18 protein-coding genes are annotated in these 18,285 nt (G+C 54.6%); 17 read left to right on the top strand and 1 reads right to left on the bottom strand.

Annotation, left to right across the window (positions count from 1 at the left end; translation table 11 throughout):
• Window positions 1–32 precede the first annotated feature (32 nt).
• From BUB35_RS00385 to BUB35_RS00305, 16 genes are all read left to right on the top strand, one after another.
• Window positions 33–779, top strand: a complete 747-nt coding sequence (locus BUB35_RS00385) for a BRO family protein (RefSeq protein WP_002586532.1) — start codon at window positions 33–35, stop codon at window positions 777–779.
• 89 nt (window positions 780–868) lie between these two features.
• The gene (locus BUB35_RS00380) at window positions 869–1,369 is read left to right on the top strand and encodes a PcfB family protein (RefSeq protein ID WP_002586533.1); all 501 of its coding nucleotides are present in this window, start codon (window positions 869–871) and stop codon (window positions 1,367–1,369) included.
• Window positions 1,366–3,243, top strand: coding sequence for a VirD4-like conjugal transfer protein, CD1115 family (locus BUB35_RS00375; protein ID WP_002586534.1), 1,878 nt, complete (start codon window positions 1,366–1,368; stop codon window positions 3,241–3,243). The genes BUB35_RS00380 and BUB35_RS00375 overlap by 4 nt, the downstream gene beginning before the upstream one ends.
• A gap of 212 nt (window positions 3,244–3,455) precedes the next feature.
• On the top strand, window positions 3,456–3,674 hold the full coding sequence (locus BUB35_RS00365; protein WP_002578868.1) for a Maff2 family mobile element protein: 219 nt from the start codon (window positions 3,456–3,458) through the stop codon (window positions 3,672–3,674).
• 66 nt (window positions 3,675–3,740) lie between these two features.
• On the top strand, window positions 3,741–4,610 hold the full coding sequence (locus tag BUB35_RS00360) for a VirB6/TrbL-like conjugal transfer protein, CD1112 family (protein WP_016147254.1): 870 nt from the start codon (window positions 3,741–3,743) through the stop codon (window positions 4,608–4,610).
• A gap of 16 nt (window positions 4,611–4,626) precedes the next feature.
• Window positions 4,627–5,094 carry a PrgI family protein gene (locus tag BUB35_RS00355; RefSeq protein ID WP_016147255.1) on the top strand — a complete coding sequence of 156 codons (468 nt, stop codon included), beginning with the start codon at window positions 4,627–4,629 and terminating at the stop codon, window positions 5,092–5,094.
• Window positions 5,039–7,459 carry a VirB4-like conjugal transfer ATPase, CD1110 family gene (locus BUB35_RS00350; protein WP_016147256.1) on the top strand — a complete coding sequence of 807 codons (2,421 nt, stop codon included), beginning with the start codon at window positions 5,039–5,041 and terminating at the stop codon, window positions 7,457–7,459. The genes BUB35_RS00355 and BUB35_RS00350 overlap by 56 nt, the downstream gene beginning before the upstream one ends.
• A complete protein-coding gene (locus BUB35_RS00345; RefSeq protein ID WP_002578873.1) occupies window positions 7,440–7,808 on the top strand; it encodes a hypothetical protein in 369 nt (122 codons plus the stop codon). Before BUB35_RS00350 ends, BUB35_RS00345 begins: the two co-directional genes overlap by 20 nt.
• Entirely contained in the window at window positions 7,801–9,534 is a 1,734-nt protein-coding gene (locus BUB35_RS00340; protein WP_016147257.1) for a C40 family peptidase, read from the top strand. The genes BUB35_RS00345 and BUB35_RS00340 overlap by 8 nt, the downstream gene beginning before the upstream one ends.
• 27 nt (window positions 9,535–9,561) lie before the next feature.
• Window positions 9,562–9,804: a DUF4315 family protein gene (locus tag BUB35_RS00335; protein WP_002586542.1), complete on the top strand. Its 243-nt coding sequence runs from the start codon at window positions 9,562–9,564 to the stop codon at window positions 9,802–9,804.
• Window positions 9,794–10,561, top strand: a complete 768-nt coding sequence (locus BUB35_RS00330) for a DUF4366 domain-containing protein (RefSeq protein WP_016147258.1) — start codon at window positions 9,794–9,796, stop codon at window positions 10,559–10,561. The genes BUB35_RS00335 and BUB35_RS00330 overlap by 11 nt, the downstream gene beginning before the upstream one ends.
• Window positions 10,558–10,770 carry a hypothetical protein gene (locus BUB35_RS00325; protein ID WP_002586544.1) on the top strand — a complete coding sequence of 71 codons (213 nt, stop codon included), beginning with the start codon at window positions 10,558–10,560 and terminating at the stop codon, window positions 10,768–10,770. The genes BUB35_RS00330 and BUB35_RS00325 overlap by 4 nt, the downstream gene beginning before the upstream one ends.
• Window positions 10,751–12,868, top strand: a complete 2,118-nt coding sequence (locus tag BUB35_RS00320; RefSeq protein WP_016147259.1) for a type IA DNA topoisomerase — start codon at window positions 10,751–10,753, stop codon at window positions 12,866–12,868. The genes BUB35_RS00325 and BUB35_RS00320 overlap by 20 nt, the downstream gene beginning before the upstream one ends.
• Entirely contained in the window at window positions 12,865–13,146 is a 282-nt protein-coding gene (locus BUB35_RS00315) for a hypothetical protein (protein WP_002586546.1), read from the top strand. The genes BUB35_RS00320 and BUB35_RS00315 overlap by 4 nt, the downstream gene beginning before the upstream one ends.
• 2 nt (window positions 13,147–13,148) lie before the next feature.
• Complete coding sequence (locus BUB35_RS00310) at window positions 13,149–16,292, top strand: YodL domain-containing protein (protein WP_072847968.1); 3,144 nt, start codon at window positions 13,149–13,151, stop codon at window positions 16,290–16,292.
• A gap of 1 nt (window position 16,293) precedes the next feature.
• Complete coding sequence (locus tag BUB35_RS00305; RefSeq protein ID WP_002586548.1) at window positions 16,294–16,509, top strand: transposon-transfer assisting family protein; 216 nt, start codon at window positions 16,294–16,296, stop codon at window positions 16,507–16,509.
• Window positions 16,510–17,086: 577 nt separating this feature from the next.
• On the opposite strand, the gene BUB35_RS19405 is transcribed toward BUB35_RS00305, so the two are convergent.
• Entirely contained in the window at window positions 17,087–17,371 is a 285-nt protein-coding gene (locus BUB35_RS19405) for a hypothetical protein (RefSeq protein WP_173877572.1), read from the bottom strand.
• Here BUB35_RS19405 and BUB35_RS19400 point away from each other — a divergent pair.
• Window positions 17,370–17,714: a TnpV protein gene (locus BUB35_RS19400; RefSeq protein WP_330366610.1), complete on the top strand. Its 345-nt coding sequence runs from the start codon at window positions 17,370–17,372 to the stop codon at window positions 17,712–17,714. The two genes, BUB35_RS19405 and BUB35_RS19400, sit on opposite strands and share 2 nt — an antisense overlap.
• Window positions 17,715–18,285 lie beyond the last annotated feature (571 nt).

Here is an 18,285-nt window from a genome sequence, read left to right as displayed (position 1 = left end):
CCACAACAACGACTTTTACAGGAGGTTACGCTATGAACCAGATGGAAATTTTCAAAAACCCGGAGTTTGGTTCTGTTCGGGTCATCGAAGAAAATGGCAAATACCTGTTCTGCGGTTTGGATGTTACTGCCGCACTCGGTTACAAAGATTCGGCTAAAGCACTGAAAGCGCACTGTACTTCCGATGGGTGGGCGTTTTACCCACTCATCGACAACGTGGGCAGAACCCAGCAAACCCGGTTTATTTCGGAAGGAAATCTATACCGCTTGATCGTTCACAGCAAACTGCCCTCTGCGGAACGATTTGAACGCTGGGTGTTTGATGAGGTGCTGCCCTCTATCCGCAAGCACGGGGCCTACATCACCAGAGAAAAGCTGTGGGAGGTTGCCACTTCCCCGGAAGCCATGATGAAACTCTGTTCCGACCTGCTGGCAGAACGGGAGGAAAATGCGGCGCTGCGGGAGGAAAACGCCATGCTGGAGGGCAAGGCAGCCTTTTATGACCTGTTCATTGACCTCAAGCACAGCACCAATCTCCGTACCACCGCCAAGGAACTGGTTGTGCCGGAGCGCCGGTTTGTCCGCTTCCTGCTGGAACAGCGGTTTGTGTACCGCGCCCCGTCCGGGAATGTACTGCCTTATGCAAAGCCCGCCAATGATGGCCTGTTCACCGTCAAGGACTACTGCAACCACGGGCATACCGGCTCCTATACGCTGGTAACGCCCCAGGGCAAGCTGTATTTTGCCCAGCTGCGGGACAGCATCCTGCTGATGATATGATTACCCGGTATCTTTTGCGGCGGCTGGTGGTCCCGCCTTAGTAAAATGCACCACCCCTGCAAATTTTCACAGGAAGGAGGCGTTACCCCATGCAGGAAGAAGTGGAAAACAGGACTTTGACGCTGGTAGTCAACGGCACAAAGTTCACCGGGCGGCTGTTTAAGGCCGCCATTTGTAAATACCTTGCCCACTGCAAGGAAAAGAAGCTGCAAAAGCAGAGAAGCCGGGACGCGCCTGTGAAGCCCCAGGGTAAGCAGACGGTCAAGCAGCTCATTGGTCAGAACCAAGGCGTTTCCAATATCGAAATCACCGATCCTTCCATCAAGGAATTTGAAAAGATTGCCCGGAAATACGGTGTGGATTATGCGGTAAAAAAAGACCGCAGTACCTCCCCGCCCAAGTACCTGATCTTTTTCAAGGCACGGGATGCGGATGCGCTGACCGCCGCTTTTACCGAGTACACCGGCAAAAAAGTGAAAAAAGCAGAGAAAACAGAACGTCCGTCTGTGCTGGCAAAGCTGAATCAGTTCAAAGAGCTGGTCAAAAATGCCGTGGTGGACCGCACCAGGCGAAAGGAGCTGGAACGATGAAAAAGCAGCTTGACATCAAAAAGCTCCTGATTTTGAACCTGCCCTATATCCTGATGGGCTTGTTTGCCACCAACTTCGGGGAAGCATGGCGGATGGCGCAGGGCGCGGACGCTTCTCAAAAGGCGCTCTCCCTGATTTCTGTCTTGCCGGTGGCGCTGGCAAGCTGGTGGCCCAGCCTGCACCCGTTGGACCTGTTGGTGGGAATCTGCTGCGGTGGTGGTCTGCGGCTGGCGGTATATCTGAAAAGCAAAAATGCGAAGAAATACCGCCACGGCATGGAGTATGGTTCCGCCCGCTGGGGAACACACGAGGACATCGCCCCTTATGTGGACCCGGTTTTCCAGAACAATGTGATTCTGACGAAAACCGAGAGCCTGACCATGAACAGCCGCCCCAAGGACCCCAAGACGGCGCGAAATAAAAATGTGCTGGTGATCGGCGGCTCCGGTTCCGGTAAAACACGGTTTTGGCTGAAACCCAACCTGATGCAGATGCACAGCTCCTATGTGGTGACAGACCCCAAAGGTACGATTTTGGTGGAGTGCGGCAAGATGCTCCAGCGCGGTACGCCGAAAATGCGTCCCAAGCTGGGCAAGGACCATCAGCCAATAAGGGACCGGCATGGCAATCCGGTTTATGAGACCGTAAAGGACAAAAACGGCAAAGTGGTCTATGAGCCGTATCGAATTAAGGTTCTCAATACCATCAACTTCAAGAAGTCCATGCACTATAATCCTTTTGCCTATCTGCACAGCGAAAAAGATATTTTGAAGCTGGTCACGACTTTAATAGCGAACACCAAGGGAGAAGGCAAAGCCGGGGACGATTTCTGGGTCAAGGCAGAAACGCTTTTGTACTGCGCCCTCATCGGATATATCCACTACGAGGCCCCGGTGGAAGAACAAAACTTTGCCACTCTCATCGAGTTCATCAACGCGATGGAAGTCCGGGAGGACGACGAGGAGTTCAAGAATCCGGTGGACCTGATGTTTGACGCACTGGAAGCGGAAAAGCCCAATCATTTTGCCGTCCGCCAATATAAAAAATACAAGCTGGCGGCTGGCAAAACTGCAAAATCAATCCTGATTTCCTGCGGTGCGCGCCTTGCCGTGTTCGATATTGCCGAGCTTCGGGAGGTCACTTCCTACGATGAGCTGGAGCTGGACACTCTGGGAGATCGGAAAACTGCCCTGTTCCTCATTATGAGCGATACGGACGATTCCTTTAACTTTCTGATTTCTATGTGCTACACCCAGCTGTTCAATCTGCTCTGCGAAAAAGCCGACGATGTGTACGGCGGGCGGCTGCCGGTCCATGTGCGCTGCCTTATCGACGAGTGCGCCAACATCGGCCAGATTCCCAAACTGGAAAAGCTGGTGGCCACCATCCGAAGCCGTGAGATCTCCGCCTGTCTGGTCTTGCAGGCGCAAAGCCAGCTGAAAGCCATCTACAAGGACAACGCCGATACCATCATCGGCAATATGGATACCTCCATTTTCCTGGGCGGCAAGGAGCCGACTACCCTCAAGGAGTTGGCCGCCGTGCTGGGCAAGGAAACCATTGACACCTACAACACCGGAGAGAGCCGTGGGCGGGAAACTTCCCACTCGTTCAACTATCAAAAATTGGGGAAAGAGCTGATGAGCCAGGACGAACTTGCCGTTATGGACGGCGGCAAGTGCATCCTCCAGCTGCGCGGTGTGCGTCCTTTCCTTTCGGATAAGTACGACATCACCAAGCACCCCAATTTCAAATACACAGCCGACGCAAGCGACAAGAACACTTTTGACATTGAAGCGTTCCTGTCCACCCGGCTGAAACTCAAGCCCAATGAGGTCTGCGACGTGTACGAAGTAGATACTCAGGGCGCTTAAATCTGTTCCGCTATGAAAGGAGTGGTCTTATCTATTCGCCGCAACTGCCCTTTTGGGGCCATTGGCGTACAAGGCGGACAATCACCAAAAAACAATGAAAAAAGGAGGACAGCCGGAATCACCCCCCGGAAACCGGGCGGCGGATTGTCCGGCTTTTGTATGCCTATGAACGACTGAAACTTTATCAAAACGATTCCGGCTAACAATGATTTATGGAATTTTTCAATGAAGCGATCAATGTGTTGCAGACCCTCGTGATTGCCCTTGGTGCTGGTCTTGGCGTATGGGGCGTTATCAACCTGCTGGAAGGTTACGGAAACGACAACCCTGGTGCAAAGAGCCAGGGTATGAAGCAGCTCATGGCGGGCGCTGGTGTGGCTGTGGTCGGCCTGATCCTCGTACCTCTGCTTTCCGGCCTGTTTGCCGTCTAAACTGTCCCTGAAAAATCCTTGCCCCTCCCGTAATAATCGGGAGGGGCTGAAAGGAGGTCACACTGTATGGATTTTCTGCTGGACGCGCTTACTGAGTGGCTCAAGGAAATGCTTGTAGGCGGCATTATGGGCAACCTGTCCGGGATGTTCGATTCTGTAAACCAGCAGGTCGGAGATATATCCGTGCAGGTTGGGCAAACGCCGCAGGGCTGGAACGGCGGCATTTTCAGCATGATCCAGAGCCTCTCCAACTCCATCATGGTTCCCATCGCCGGTGTGATTCTGGCGATTGTAATGACGCTGGAACTGATCCAGATGATTACCGACAAAAACAACCTGCATGATGTGGACACCTGGATGATTTTCAAATGGGTGTTCAAGTCAGCCGCAGCCATACTCCTTGTCACGAATACATGGAATATCGTCATGGGCGTGTTTGATATGGCGCAGAGTGTGGTGGCACAGGCATCCGGGATCATTTCTTCGGATGCAGCCATTGATATTTCCTCTGTCCTTACGGACATGGAACCTCGGCTGATGGAAATGGATTTGGGTCCGTTGTTCGGGCTTTGGTTCCAGAGTATGTTTATCGGCGTTACCATGTGGGCGCTGTATATCTGCATCTTCATCGTGATTTATGGCCGTATGATTGAAATTTACCTTGTGACATCCGTTGCGCCCATCCCTATGGCTGCCATGATGGGCAAGGAATGGGGCGGCATGGGCCAGAACTATCTGCGCTCCCTGTTGGCGCTGGGATTCCAGGCATTTCTCATCATTGTCTGTGTGGCGATTTATGCTGTACTGGTACAGGACATCGCTACCGAGGAAGATGTGATTATGGCGATTTGGAGCTGTGTGGGCTATACGGTTTTACTGTGTTTTACCCTCTTTAAGACCGGAAGCCTTGCAAAAGCTGTATTCCAGGCTCATTAAGAAGGAGGGAGTTTCTATGGCCTATGTACCTGTACCCAAAGACCTGACGAAAGTCAAAACCAAGGTTGCTTTCAACTTAACCAAGCGGCAGTTAGTCTGCTTCGGCGGAGGGGCGCTTTTGGGCGTACCGCTGTTCTTTCTGCTCCGTGGCTCTGCCGGAAACAGTACGGCAGCCCTGTGCATGATGTTCGTGATGCTGCCCTTCTTCCTGCTGGCGATGTATGAAAAGCATGGTCAGCCGTTGGAAAAGATTGTGGGCAATATCATCCGCGTCACGGTGATCCGCCCCAGGCAGCGCCCCTACCGCACCAATAACTTCTATGCCGTGTTGCAGCGGCAGGCAAATCTCGACGAGGAGGTGTCACACATTGTTTACGGCAATCAAAAACTGGCTGCACCGGCTGTTCGGAAAAAACGAGGAAAAAGCTGTGCAGCCGGTCAAAACAAAGAAAAAGCTGTCCCGCGCCGACAGAAAGCAGATTGAAGCTGCGATTGCCCGTGCCAACCGCACGGACAAAAAGGAAAAATCGGCGCAGGACAGTATCCCTTATGAACGAATGTGGCCGGACGGTATCTGCCGGGTATCAGACGGTCACTACACAAAAACCATTCAATTTCAGGACATCAACTATCAGCTTTCACAGAACGAGGATAAAACCGCGATTTTCGAGGGCTGGTGCGATTTCCTCAACTACTTCGACAGCTCGATTCAGTTTGAGCTGTCTTTTTTGAACCTTGCAGCATCGGAGGAAACCTTTGCCCGCGCCATCAACATCCCTCTCCAGGGGGACGATTTTGACAGCATCCGTATCGAGTACATGACCATGCTGCAAAACCAGCTGGCAAAGGGCAACAACGGCCTGATTAAAACCAAGTATCTCACCTTTGGTATTGACGCAGACAGCATCAAGGCGGCCAAGCCCCGTCTGGAGCGCATTGAGACCGACATTCTCAACAACTTCAAGCGGCTGGGCGTGGTGGCGGAAACGCTGGACGGAAAGGCGCGGCTTGCCCAGCTGCATGGTATCTTCCACATGGACGAGCAGCTGCCGTTCCGGTTTGAGTGGGACTGGCTCCCCATCAGCGGCCTGTCCACCAAGGACTTTATCGCACCCAGCTCCTTTGAGTTCCGCACCGGCAAGCAGTTCCGCATGGGTAAAAAGTACGGGGCGGTTTCTTTCGTGCAGATTCTCGCCCCGGAACTGAATGACCGGATGCTGGCTGATTTTCTGGATATGGAATCCAACCTGATTGTCAGCCTGCATATCCAGTCGGTGGATCAGATCAAGGCCATCAAGACGGTCAAGCGAAAAATCACCGATCTGGACCGCAGCAAAATTGAGGAACAGAAAAAGGCTGTCCGTGCCGGATATGACATGGACATCATTCCTTCCGACCTTGCCACTTATGGTGTTGAGGCCAAAAAGCTCTTGCAGGATTTGCAGAGCCGCAACGAGCGAATGTTCCTTGTGACATTTCTGGTGCTGAACACGGCGGATAACCCCCGCCAGCTGGACAACAATGTGTTCCAGGCCAGTTCCATTGCACAGAAATACAACTGCCAGCTGACAAGGCTGGACTTCCAGCAGGAGGAAGGGCTGATGAGCTGCCTGCCCCTGGGCATCAACCAGATTGAGATTCAGCGCGGACTGACCACCAGTTCCACGGCAATCTTTGTGCCGTTTACCACCCAGGAATTATTCCAGAACGGCAAAGAAGCTCTGTACTATGGCATCAACGCCCTGTCCAACAACCTTATCATGGTGGACCGCAAGCTGCTGAAAAACCCTAATGGGCTGATTCTCGGCACACCGGGTTCCGGTAAATCTTTCAGCGCCAAGCGTGAGATCGCCAACTGCTTCCTGCTGACTTCCGACGAGGTGGAAATCCTGGACCCGGAAGCGGAATATGCCCCTCTGGTGGTGCGTCTGCATGGGCAGGTTATCAAAATTTCGCCCACCTCCACCAACTATCTTAACCCAATGGACTTGAACCTGGACTACTCGGACGATGAAAGCCCGCTGTCACTCAAATCTGACTTCATTCTCAGCTTGTGCGAGCTGATCGTGGGCGGCAAGGAGGGCTTGCAGCCGGTGCAGAAAACCATCATCGACCGTTGTGTGCGGCTGGTCTATCAGGACTATCTCAACGACCCGCGCCCAGAGAATATGCCCATTCTGGAGGATTTGTATAATCTCTTGCGGGCGCAGGAGGAAAAAGAGGCACAGTACATCGCCACGGCGCTGGAAATCTATGTGACCGGCTCCCTCAATGTGTTCAATCACCGGACCAATGTAGACATCAACAACCGCATTGTCTGTTATGACATTAAGGAACTGGGCAAGCAGCTGAAGAAAATCGGGATGCTGGTGGTGCAGGACCAGGTGTGGAACCGCGTCACCATCAACCGCGCCGCCCACAAGTCCACCCGTTACTACATCGACGAGATGCACCTGCTGCTGAAAGAGGAACAGACCGCCGCCTATACGGTGGAGATTTGGAAGCGATTCCGTAAATGGGGCGGCATCCCGACCGGTATCACGCAGAACGTCAAAGACCTTTTGAGCAGCCGCGAGGTTGAGAACATCTTTGAAAACTCCGACTTCGTGTATATGCTCAACCAGGCGGGCGGAGACCGGCAGATTCTCGCCAAGCAGCTGGGTATTTCTACACACCAGCTATCTTATGTGACCCACTCCGGTGAGGGCGAAGGGCTTTTGTTCTACGGTTCCACGATCCTGCCGTTTGTGGACCACTTCCCCAAGAATACGGAACTGTACCGTATCATGACCACCAAACCGTTGGACTTAAAAAAGGAGGATGAACAGCATGACAAAGAAAGAAATTGAAAAAGGCGCAGGTCTGCTTCTGGCCGCTGTCAGCGGCTGTGAGCAGATGGTGGAACTGCTTCGCGCCGCCGTCCATTACTGCTATGAGCAGGAAAAGACAGCAAAAAATCTCACGCCCAAGGGCTATGCCGGATTTACCCGGATTCACCATATCTGGACAGAGGGCATACCGGATGTTCCCAAGCTGTTTATTGGCAGCCCAATTCAGGATCGGGACATGGCAAGAGGAACCCTGATGGCGCTTTTCCTGTCCACAACGGTTTTTCCGGCAGAAACCATTCAGATTCCAGTATATGCGGAAACCTGTGTGCTGCTGGATGACCTGATGGCGGGTGGCTGGTATGCGTAAGGAACCGCGCCTGCACTTTACAGACGAGGAACGCGCTGACCCGGCGCTGGAAAAGCCCATCCGTAAAGCAGACCGGGCCGCCGCCAAAGCAGACAGAGCGCAGGCGAAAATCCCCAAAAAGCAGGTGCGGCAAAAAACGGTGGACCCTAAGACCGGCAAAGTGACCACCAAACTGGTGCTGGAGGATAAGAAAAAGCCGCCCTCCAAGCTGTCCCAGGCGGTCCGGGATGCTCCGGGAGATGCGGCGCTGGGGAAACTTCACAAGGAAATCCGTAAAACGGAACAGGACAATGTGGGCGTGGAGAGCGCCCACAAGTCTGAGGAAGCTGTTGAAACCGGTGCGCGGCTGGTCCAGGAAGGCTACCGCAGTCACAAGCTGAAGCCATACCGCAAGGCGGCACAGGCGGAACAAAAGCTGGAAAAGGCCAATGTGAACGCCCTGTACCAGAAGTCTTTGCGGGAAAATCCCCAGCTTACCAGCAATCCGTTTTCACGCTGGCAGCAGAAACAGGCCATTAAAAAGGAATACGCCGCCGCCAAGCGCGCCGGTCAAGCTGCCGGAAACACCGCCAACACCGCAAAAAAGACCGGCAAAGCCGCCAAGACGGTCAAGGAAAAGGCACAGCAGGCCGGAGCATTTGTTATGCGTCACAAAAAAGGCTTCTTGCTTGTGGGCGCGATTTTTCTGCTCATCTGCCTGCTGCTCAATACCATGTCCTCCTGCTCCATGATGGCGCAGAGCATTGGTTCTGCCATTTCCGGTTCTACCTATCCGTCGGATGACCCGGAACTTGTTGCGGTGGAGGCCGATTACGCCGCCAAGGAAGCGGCGCTGCAAGCCGAGATCGACAACATTGAGAGCAGCTATCTGGGATATGACGAATACCGTTATGACCTGGATATGATCGGACATGACCCCCATGAGCTTGCGGCATACCTGTCTGCCGTGTTGCAGGGCTACACCCGACAGAGCGCACAGGCGGAGCTGGAGCGCGTATTCAACGCACAGTATCAGCTGACGCTTACCGAGGAAGTCGAGGTGCGCTACCGGACGGAAACCCGGACGGACAGCGAGGGCAACAGCTATACCGTTGAGGTTCCCTATAACTACTACATTTTGAATGTAACGCTTACCAGCAAACCCATTTCCTCCGTTGCCACGGAGCTTTTGACCCCGGACCAGCTGGAAATGTATCAGGTGTACCGGACCACCCTGGGCAACAAGCCGCTGATCTTCGGCGGCGGTTCCACAAATACCAGCGATTCCGAGAGTTTGGAGGGTGTGGAGTTTATCAACGGTACACGCCCCGGCAACCCGGAGCTGGTGGAACTGGCCAAACGTCAGGTGGGCAATGTGGGCGGGCAGCCCTACTGGAGCTGGTACGGCTTCAATTCCCGTGTGGAATGGTGCGCCTGCTTCGTGTCCTGGTGCTACGGCCAGATGGGTCTGTCTGAACCGCGCTTTGCAGGCTGCCAGTCCCAAGGGGTTCCCTGGTTCCAATCTCATGGACAATGGGGCGCGCGGGGCTATGACAATCTGGCCCCCGGCGATGCCATCTTCTTCGATTGGGACCTGGACGGCAGCGCCGACCATGTGGGCATCGTCATCGGCACAGACGGCAGCCGGGTCTATACCGTAGAGGGAAACAGCGGCGATGCCTGCAAAATCAGAAGTTACGATGTGAACTACGAGTGCATCAAGGGCTACGGCCTGATGAACTGGTGACAAATCTTTTGATAGGAGTGATTGATTATGGCTACGAAAATTGAACGCATTGACCGGGAAATTGCGAAAACCCGTGAGAAGATCGCAGAGTATCAGGAAAAGCTGAAAACGCTGGAAGCGCAGAAAACTGAAGCGGAAAATCTGGAGATCGTCCAGATGGTGCGCGCTATGCGTATGACCCCTGAGCAGTTAAGCGCCATGCTGTCCGGCGGCACGCACCCCGGTATGGCTGTCCATGACGAACGGGAGGACACCGCCCATGAAGAATAAGAGAATTTTTAAGACCCTTTCCGCCCTCTGCGCCGCACTGGTGCTGATGGGCGGTTTTTCTGTCACCGCTTTTGCCCAGGGAACGGAGCAGCCCCCGGCAGAGGATGCCACCAACGATGAAGATGTGGTGGTGGAGGAAACCGAGGACAGCCCTGCCCTGACCCCGGAGGGCAACGTTGCCCTGGTGGACGATTTCGGCGGCAACAAGCAGCTCATTACCGTCACCACCAAGGCGGGCAACTATTTTTATATCCTCATTGACCGGGCCAACGAGGACAAGGAAACCGCCGTCCATTTCTTAAATCAGGTGGACGAGGCCGACCTGATGGCGCTGATGGAGGACGGGCAATCCGCCGAGAAACCGCCCGCTGTCTGCAACTGCACGGAAAAATGTGAAGCCGGTGCAGTCAACACCAAATGCGAGGTGTGCAGTACGGACATGACCGGCTGTACCGGCAAGGAACCGGAGCCGGAAACACCGGAGGAACCTGCGAAGCCTGAGAAAAAAGAATCCGCAGGACTAAACCCGGCTGTCCTGCTGCTGGTGCTGGCTGTGATGGGCGGCGCTGCCTTTGCCTACTTCAAATTTATTAAGGGTAAAGCCAACCACAAAAACAGCAGCAATCCAGACGATTATGACTATGAGGACGGCGAGGAACTGCCGGACGAGGAAGACATCGAACTGGAGGACGAGGAATCGGACGAGCTGGACTCTGACAGGGGCGGCGGTGAAGAAAGTGAGGATGAGACCCCATGACCCGGTTTACCGACAGCCCCTATGAACGCATGATGACACGCAGGCCGGAGGGCGGGAAGGACACTTCCCGTCCTCTCTCTTTACCCAAAAGCCACCCCTGTTATGGCTGTGGGAATTATGGGCAGCCCTGCGTGGGAGTCTGCCATCGTGAGATGGAACGATGGCTCAAGAAAAGGAGGAAAACAAACCATGAAGCTGGTAATCGCTGAAAAACCGTCTGTTGCCCAAAGTCTGGCCACCGTGATCGGCGCGACTGTCCGCAAGGACGGCTATCTGGAAGGAAACGGCTGGCGGGTCAGCTGGTGCGTGGGGCATCTGGCTGGGTTGGCCGATGCCGATGTATATAACCCGGACTATGCCAAGTGGCGCTATGACGATCTGCCCATCCTACCGGAGCATTGGCAGATGGTGGTGGGCAAAGACAAAAAGAAACAGTTTGCTGTCCTGAAACAGCTGATGAACGCCCCGGACGTGACCGAGGTGGTAAACGCCTGCGATGCCGGACGCGAGGGTGAGTTAATTTTCCGCAGCGTCTATGAGCTGGCGGGATGCCAAAAACCCATGAAGCGGCTCTGGATTTCCTCAATGGAGGACTCCGCCATCCGGGAGGGCTTTGCGAACCTGCGCCCCGGTGCGGACTATGACGGTCTGCATCAGGCGGCCCTCTGCCGCGCCAAGGCAGACTGGCTGGTTGGTATCAACGCCACAAGACTGTTTTCGGTGCTGTACCACCGCACTTTGAATATTGGGCGCGTCATGTCCCCGACGCTGGCCCTCATCGTTCAGCGGGAAGCCGAGATCGACACCTTCAAGCCGGTTCCGTTTTACACGATAGTCCTGGAGCTACCTGAGTTTTCCGTTTCCGGGGAACGCATGGCGGATAAGGCTGCCGCCGAGCAGCTGAAAACTGCCTGTCAGGGTGCGGATGTGACGGTCAAAAAGGTGGAGCGCAAGGACAAATCCGAGAAGCCGCCCGCCCTCTATGACCTGACTACCCTCCAACGGGATGCCAACCGATTGTTGGGATATACGGCCCAGCAAACGCTTGATTATCTGCAAAACCTGTATGAAAAGAAGCTCTGCACCTATCCCCGCACAGACAGCCGCTATCTGACTTCGGATATGGCGGAGGGATTGCCGGTGCTGGTCAATCTGGTTGCCAACGCCATGCCGTTTCGCAAAGGGATCGCCATTTCCTGTGATGCCGGTGCGGTCATCAACGACAAAAAAGTGACCGACCACCATGCAGTGATCCCCACCCGCAATCTCCAAAACGCCGACCTGTCCAGTCTGCCGGTGGGTGAACGGATGATTTTGGAACTTGTAGCCTTGCGCCTGCTGTGCGCGGTGGCGGAACCGCATACTTACTCAGAAACTGCTGTCACCGTGGAGTGTGCCGGTGCGGAGTTTACCACCAAGGGCAAAACGGTGAAGCGCCCCGGCTGGCGGGCGCTGGACGCTGCCTACCGTGCTGCGCTGAAAAATGCGGAGCCGGACAAGGAAACCGAGGACAAGGCCCTGCCGGACGGAGGCCGTCTGCCAGAACTGTCCGAGGGTCAGACGCTGCACCTTTCCGGCGCTACCGTCAAGGAGGGCAAAACCAGCCCGCCCAAACACTTCACCGAGGATACGCTGCTTTCCGCGATGGAAACTGCCGGGAAAGACGATATGCCGGAGGATGCGGAGCGTCAGGGTTTAGGAACCCCGGCCACCCGCGCCGGGATTCTGGAAAAGCTGGTGTCCACCGGCTTTTTGGAGCGAAAAAAGAGTAAGAAAGCTGTGCAGCTCATGCCATCCAAAGATGCGGTGTCCCTGATTACCGTTCTGCCGGAACAGCTGCAATCGCCCCTGCTGACCGCTGAATGGGAACACCGTTTAAGCGAGATCGAGCGCGGCGAGCTGTCCCCGGAGGACTTCATGGGCGGGATCTGTGCCATGCTCCGGGAGTTGGTGAGAACCTATCAGGTCATCAAGGGGACTGAGTACCTGTTCACGCCGCCCCGCGAAGTGGTGGGCAAATGCCCCCGCTGCGGCGGTGATGTGGCGGAACTGCAAAAAGGGTTCTTCTGCCAGACAGAATCCTGCAAATTTGCCATCTGGAAAAACAACAAATGGTGGGCAGCCAAGAAAAAGCAGCCTACCAAGGCACTGGTGACAGCACTGCTCAAGGATGGCCGTACAAGGATCACCGGCTGCTATTCCGAAAAGACCGGCAAGACCTATGATGCCACAGTGGTTCTGGAGGACGATGGGCGGTACGCCAACTTCAAGCTGGAATTTGACCGGCAGAAAGGCGGTGCAAAATGAAGCTCTCCCTTTATGAACAGGAAACCATTCTCCTCTACAACCAGGCCGAGGACACCGCCGAAGTTTATACCCATGACCGGAAACTGATGGTGAAGCTGACCCGCCTTTCCCAAAAGCACCCGGAACAGGTTTGTAAAAAGGATAAGCACAATTTTACAGTTCCCAAACGCTGTGTGTCCGTCCGGGAGCCATACAGCGCCGAGCGCCGCAAGGCTGCCAGTGAACGGGCCAAGGCTGCCGGGTACAGGCCGCCCATCCCCAAATCGAAATCTGATTGACGATGGGCGCAAATGTATTTGAGACGGTCAAGCAGTCTGTCACCATTCGGGAAGCCGCAGAACGATATGGGATTGAGGTCAGACGGAACAGCATGGCCTGCTGCCCCTTTCACGATGACAAAAATCCCAGCATGAAGCTGAACGAGGAATATTTCTACTGTTTCGGCTGCGGAGCCACCGGCGATGTGATAGACCTGACCGCCCGGATCTACAACCTGTCCCCAAAGGAAGCCGCCGAGAAGCTGGCGCAGGATTTTGGCCTTATCTATGACAGTCAGGCCCCTCCCCGGCGGAACTATGTCCGGCAGAAAACCGAGGCGCAGAAGTTTCAGGAGAGCCGGGACCATGCCTTTCGGGTTTTGGCGGACTATTTCCATCTGCTCCGTAAGTGGGAAACGGGCTACACACCCAAAACACCGGTGGAACCCATGCACCCCCGTTTTTTAGAGGCGGTGCAGCAAAAGGATTATATCGGCTATCTGCTGGATTCTTTTCTGGAGGACAGCCCAGAGGAACAAAAGCTGTGGATCGCTGAACATCAATCAACAATCGCTAATTTAGAGAGGAGAGTGAACATCATGGCTGATAAGCCCACCAACCGGGAACGGTTGCAGGAAATCACGGCGGGTATCGAACAGGGCATCAAGGAGCTGTTCGAGAGCGAAAAGTATATACGCTATCTGTCCGTTATGTCCAAGTTCCACCGTTATTCGGTCAACAACACCATGCTCATCTATATGCAGAAGCCGGAAGCTACGCTGGTGGCCGGGTTCAACAAGTGGAAAAACCAGTTTGAGCGCCATGTGAAAAAGGGTGAGCATGGCATCACCATCATCGCCCCCACGCCCTACAAAAAGAAAATCGAGGAAATGAAGCGAGACCCGGACACCCATGCCCTCATTCTGGATGCAGACGGCAAGGCAGTTATGGAGGAAAAGGAAATCGAAATCCCCATGTTTCGCCCGGTCAAGGTGTTTGATGTGAGCCAGACGGACGGCAAGCCCCTGCCGGAACTGGCTTCTTCCCTGTCCGGGACGGTTCCGCACTATGAAGCGTTTCTGGAGGCAGTGCGGCGCTCTGCCTCGGTTCCCATCGAGTTTGAGGCGATGGCCGCCAACACGGACGGCTATTTTTCACCCGACCGCCAGCGCATCGCCATCCGGGAAGGCATGAGCGAGGTGCAGACCGTTTCTGCTACTGTTCACGAGGTTGCACACAGCAAGCTCCATGACCGGCAAAAGATACAGGAAACTTCCGCTGCCGGAGACAATGCTTCTGACCAGCCAAAACCCAAAGACCGCAACACAGAAGAAGTTGAAGCAGAAAGTATTTCCTATGCAGTCTGCCAGTATTTTGGCATCCAGACCGGCGAGAACAGTTTCGGTTATATCGCTTCCTGGAGCAAGGACAAGGACCTGAAAGAATTACGGGCCAGTCTGGAGACCATCAACAAGACTTCCTGCGAGCTGATTAACGACATCGAGCGCAACTACAAGGAAATCTGCAAGGAGCGCGGCATTGACCTGAACGCCCAGAAAAAAGAAACTGTTCCGGTGGTTCTGCCGCCAGCAAGAGAACAGGCAGAGTCCTTTGCCCGCGAATATGTCTTGTATGCACAGGCAATTCGTGTCGAAACCCTTTCAGAAACAGAGATTCAGGCGCAAATTACCCAATACACGGATAAAATCCTGCACCATGACATCGCGGATATGGTTCTCTTTTTGGAGGAACAGAAACAGGCAAAATGGGAACGGGACGAAGAAATGGAGATGGCTCTGGACAATGGCGCTGCCCCGGATGCCGATAACAGCAATTTTGTGGACCCGGAACATCTTTCCGCACAGCTTGCGTCTCTCTATCGCACAGAGTATCAGGAGATTTCCGCCAATGCGGAACATTCCCCGCAGGAACTGTCAGAACCCGCCGAGGCTCTGTTTCTTCTGAACGATGCCACCTATCTGCACATTCAGCCGTGCGATACCGGCTGGGACTATACCCTCTATGACAAAGAAACCATGAAAGAACTGGACGGCGGCCAGCTGGATACCCCGGAACTGTCCCGTTCCGCCGCTGTCCGGCAGATTTGTGAGGGGCTGGAACTGGAAAATCCGTCTGTTCAGGATGCCCCGCTGTCTATGATTGAGACCTTGCAGGATGCAGCCTGTCAGCAGATGCAGGAACAGGTCAGCCAGCAGACCGCAGAAACTGCCGACACCCAGCTGCCGGATGCTCAGGAACAGTCTTTGGATGAGTACCCCATGCCCGACAGCGAAGTATCTGTTTCGGATATGCAGGGATACGGCTACTTTTACGATGGGATGCTGCCTGTCACCAGAGAACGGGCGCTGGAACTGGACGCTGCCGGGTTGACCGTCTATATCCTCCATGAAGATAACACGGAAAGCATGGTGTTTGACACCGAGGAAATCATGGAGCATGGCGGACTTTTCGGCGTGGAACACGAGGAATGGGAGCAAAGTCCGGCGTTCCATGAAAAGGTGCTGGAACGGCAGGACCGGCAGCTGGAACGGGAGCAGGCGTTTCTCTCCCATGAGGGCAGCTGCTTTGCCATTTATCAGGTGAGCCGGGATGATCCGCAGAATGTGCGGTTTATGAATCTGGACTGGCTGCAATCGCACAATCTGGCCGTGGATCGAAACAATTATGACTTAATCTACACTGCCCCGCTGAACGGTTCCGGCAGCACTATGGAGCAGTTGGAAACGCTGTATGAACAGTTCAACCTGCAAAAGCCGGTGGATTTTCACAGCCCGTCCCTGAGCGTCAGTGACATTGTTGCCATCAAGCAGGACGGTAAGGTATCCTGTCATTACTGCGACAGCGTTGGTTTCACCGAGATTCCCGGATTCCTGCCGGACAATCCGCTGAAAAATGCGGAAATGATGCTGGAGGATGACTACGGCATGATCGACGGCATCATCAACAACGGCCCAAAAGAGCCGACCGTGGCGCAGCTGGAACAGCAGGCCCGCAGCGGCCAGCCTATTTCCCTCATGGATTTAGCGGAAGCTGTCCACCGGGAGGAACGGGACAAGAAAAAGTCCGTCATGGAGCAGCTGAAAAGCCAGCCCCGGACGGAACACAAAAAGACAGCGCCTAAAAAGAGCGCGGAAAGGGAGCTTTGATATGGGAAACTTTACTTTTGAAGAAATGAACCTGATGTGCATTTACAACACCGACAGCCGCACCGGACTGATGGAGGCTCTGACCGAGATGCGCGGCGAACTTTCGCCGGAGGAAACGGAACTGCGAGAATTGACGGACAGCGCCCTGATGAAGCTCCAGGCTATGAGCGATGCCGAGTTTGCCCAGCTGGAACTGTACCCGGATTTTGATGAATAAGCATTTCATAAACACCCAACGGGGCGGCGCAAAATGCCGCCCCATTTCCATTTAACACGAAGGGAGGACAACAACCATGCCATCCAAAACAGAATTTTACCGGCAGATGGCCGACCATGTGGCAACCCAGCTCACCGGCAGCTGGCAGGAGTGGGCGGGGTTTCTGACCACCGCTGCCCGCCTTTACAAGTATCCATTCCATGAACAGCTGCTGATCTATGCCCAACGCCCCGACGCTACCGCCTGTGCGGAGTATGATTTATGGAATGAAAAAATGGGCCGCTATGTGCGCCGTGGCTCCAAGGGTATCGCCCTGGTGGACGATTCCGGTGACAGGCCCCGGCTGCGCTATGTGTTTGACGTTTCTGACACCGGGACCCGCGAACATTCCCGCACTCCCTGGCTGTGGAAGATGAAGGAAGCGTATCAGGAGCCTGTGTCTGCCATGCTGGAGCGTAACTACGAGGTCAGCGGCGATAATCTTGCCCAGCAGCTGGAGGCAGTGGCTCACAAGCTGGCGGGCGAATACTGGAACGAGCATCGTCAGGACTTGCTCTATATCGTTGACGATTCCTTTTTAGAGGAATATGATGAATTTAACATCGAAGTACAGTTTAAGGCAGCCGCTACCGTCAGCATTTCCTACGCCCTGATGTCCCGCTGCGGATTGAAGCCGGAACGCTATTTTACCCACGAGGACTTTATGGCGATTTTCGACTTCAACACCCCGGCCACCATCGGTGCGCTGGGAACGGCGGTCAGCCAGATCAATCAACAGGTGCTGCGGCAGATCGGCGTTACCATCCGAAATTATGAGCGCGAACAACTCGCGGAAAGGAGCAATCACCATGAAGAATCCCATGAACTACATCCAGAACGGCGATTACCTGATTCCCGACCTGAAGCTGAGCGAACAGCCGACGAAGCCCCTGGGCAAGTACGGCAGGATGCGGAAAGCATACCTGAAGGAACACCGTCCCATCCTCTACAACCAGCTGCTGATGAGCGAGAAGCTGTACCCGCACCTCATCGAGATCGACGAGACCGCACAGAGCCGTCTGGAGCAGATGATGCCCCAGCTGGCGAAAGACGCGGGCGCGACGGAGCAGCTGAAAGCCAGCGACCCCATGAAGTGGGTGGGCCTGATGAACACCTGCAAGGCACAGGCCGAGGAGATTCTGATGGCGGAGCTTATTCACAGCTGAGTTTCTTCCTCTCCGAAAACGAACAAATCCGAATCATAGACGAAGCAGAGAATGTGAAAACATCCTCTGCTTTTTCTTTTGCCCAGGCGGATATTGACCATGTGCTGCGGCTGGGCGGCAACACGGACCGCCAGAGGGAGCGTGTGGTTGCAGCCTTTGAAAAGCAGAAAACCACCGCCGAAATCGCAGACATTCTGAAAAATCTGTATCACGGCGGCAACGGGATCGGCAGCGTCACCGCATGGTATGCCGAGGACGGCATCCATCTTTCCCACGGCAAAACAGCCCGTTACGACAAGTCCGCCCAGGTCATTTCCTGGGAGAGCGCCGCCGAGCGTATCGGCCAGCTTTTGCAGGATGGCCAGTTTGCCGCCAAGGTGGAGCTGACCGAGGCGGCAGGCTATGAACGCTCCCTCCTTGCGGAAAAGTTCTGGAATCTGTACCACGATTTCAGCGAGGAAGCCAGAGAAGCCGGGTATCTGCCCAGCCTCGCAGGTAATCCGGGTCGTGGTTTCCCGGAGGAATCCGCATGGCTTGCCGAACAGCTGAACCGCCCGGAGTTTCGCCAGAC

The sequence above is a fragment of the Anaerotignum lactatifermentans DSM 14214 genome, assembly GCF_900142265.1.
GTDB lineage: Bacteria > Bacillota > Clostridia > Lachnospirales > Anaerotignaceae > Anaerotignum > Anaerotignum lactatifermentans.
This window is presented reverse-complemented; position numbering and strand designations above follow the sequence as displayed.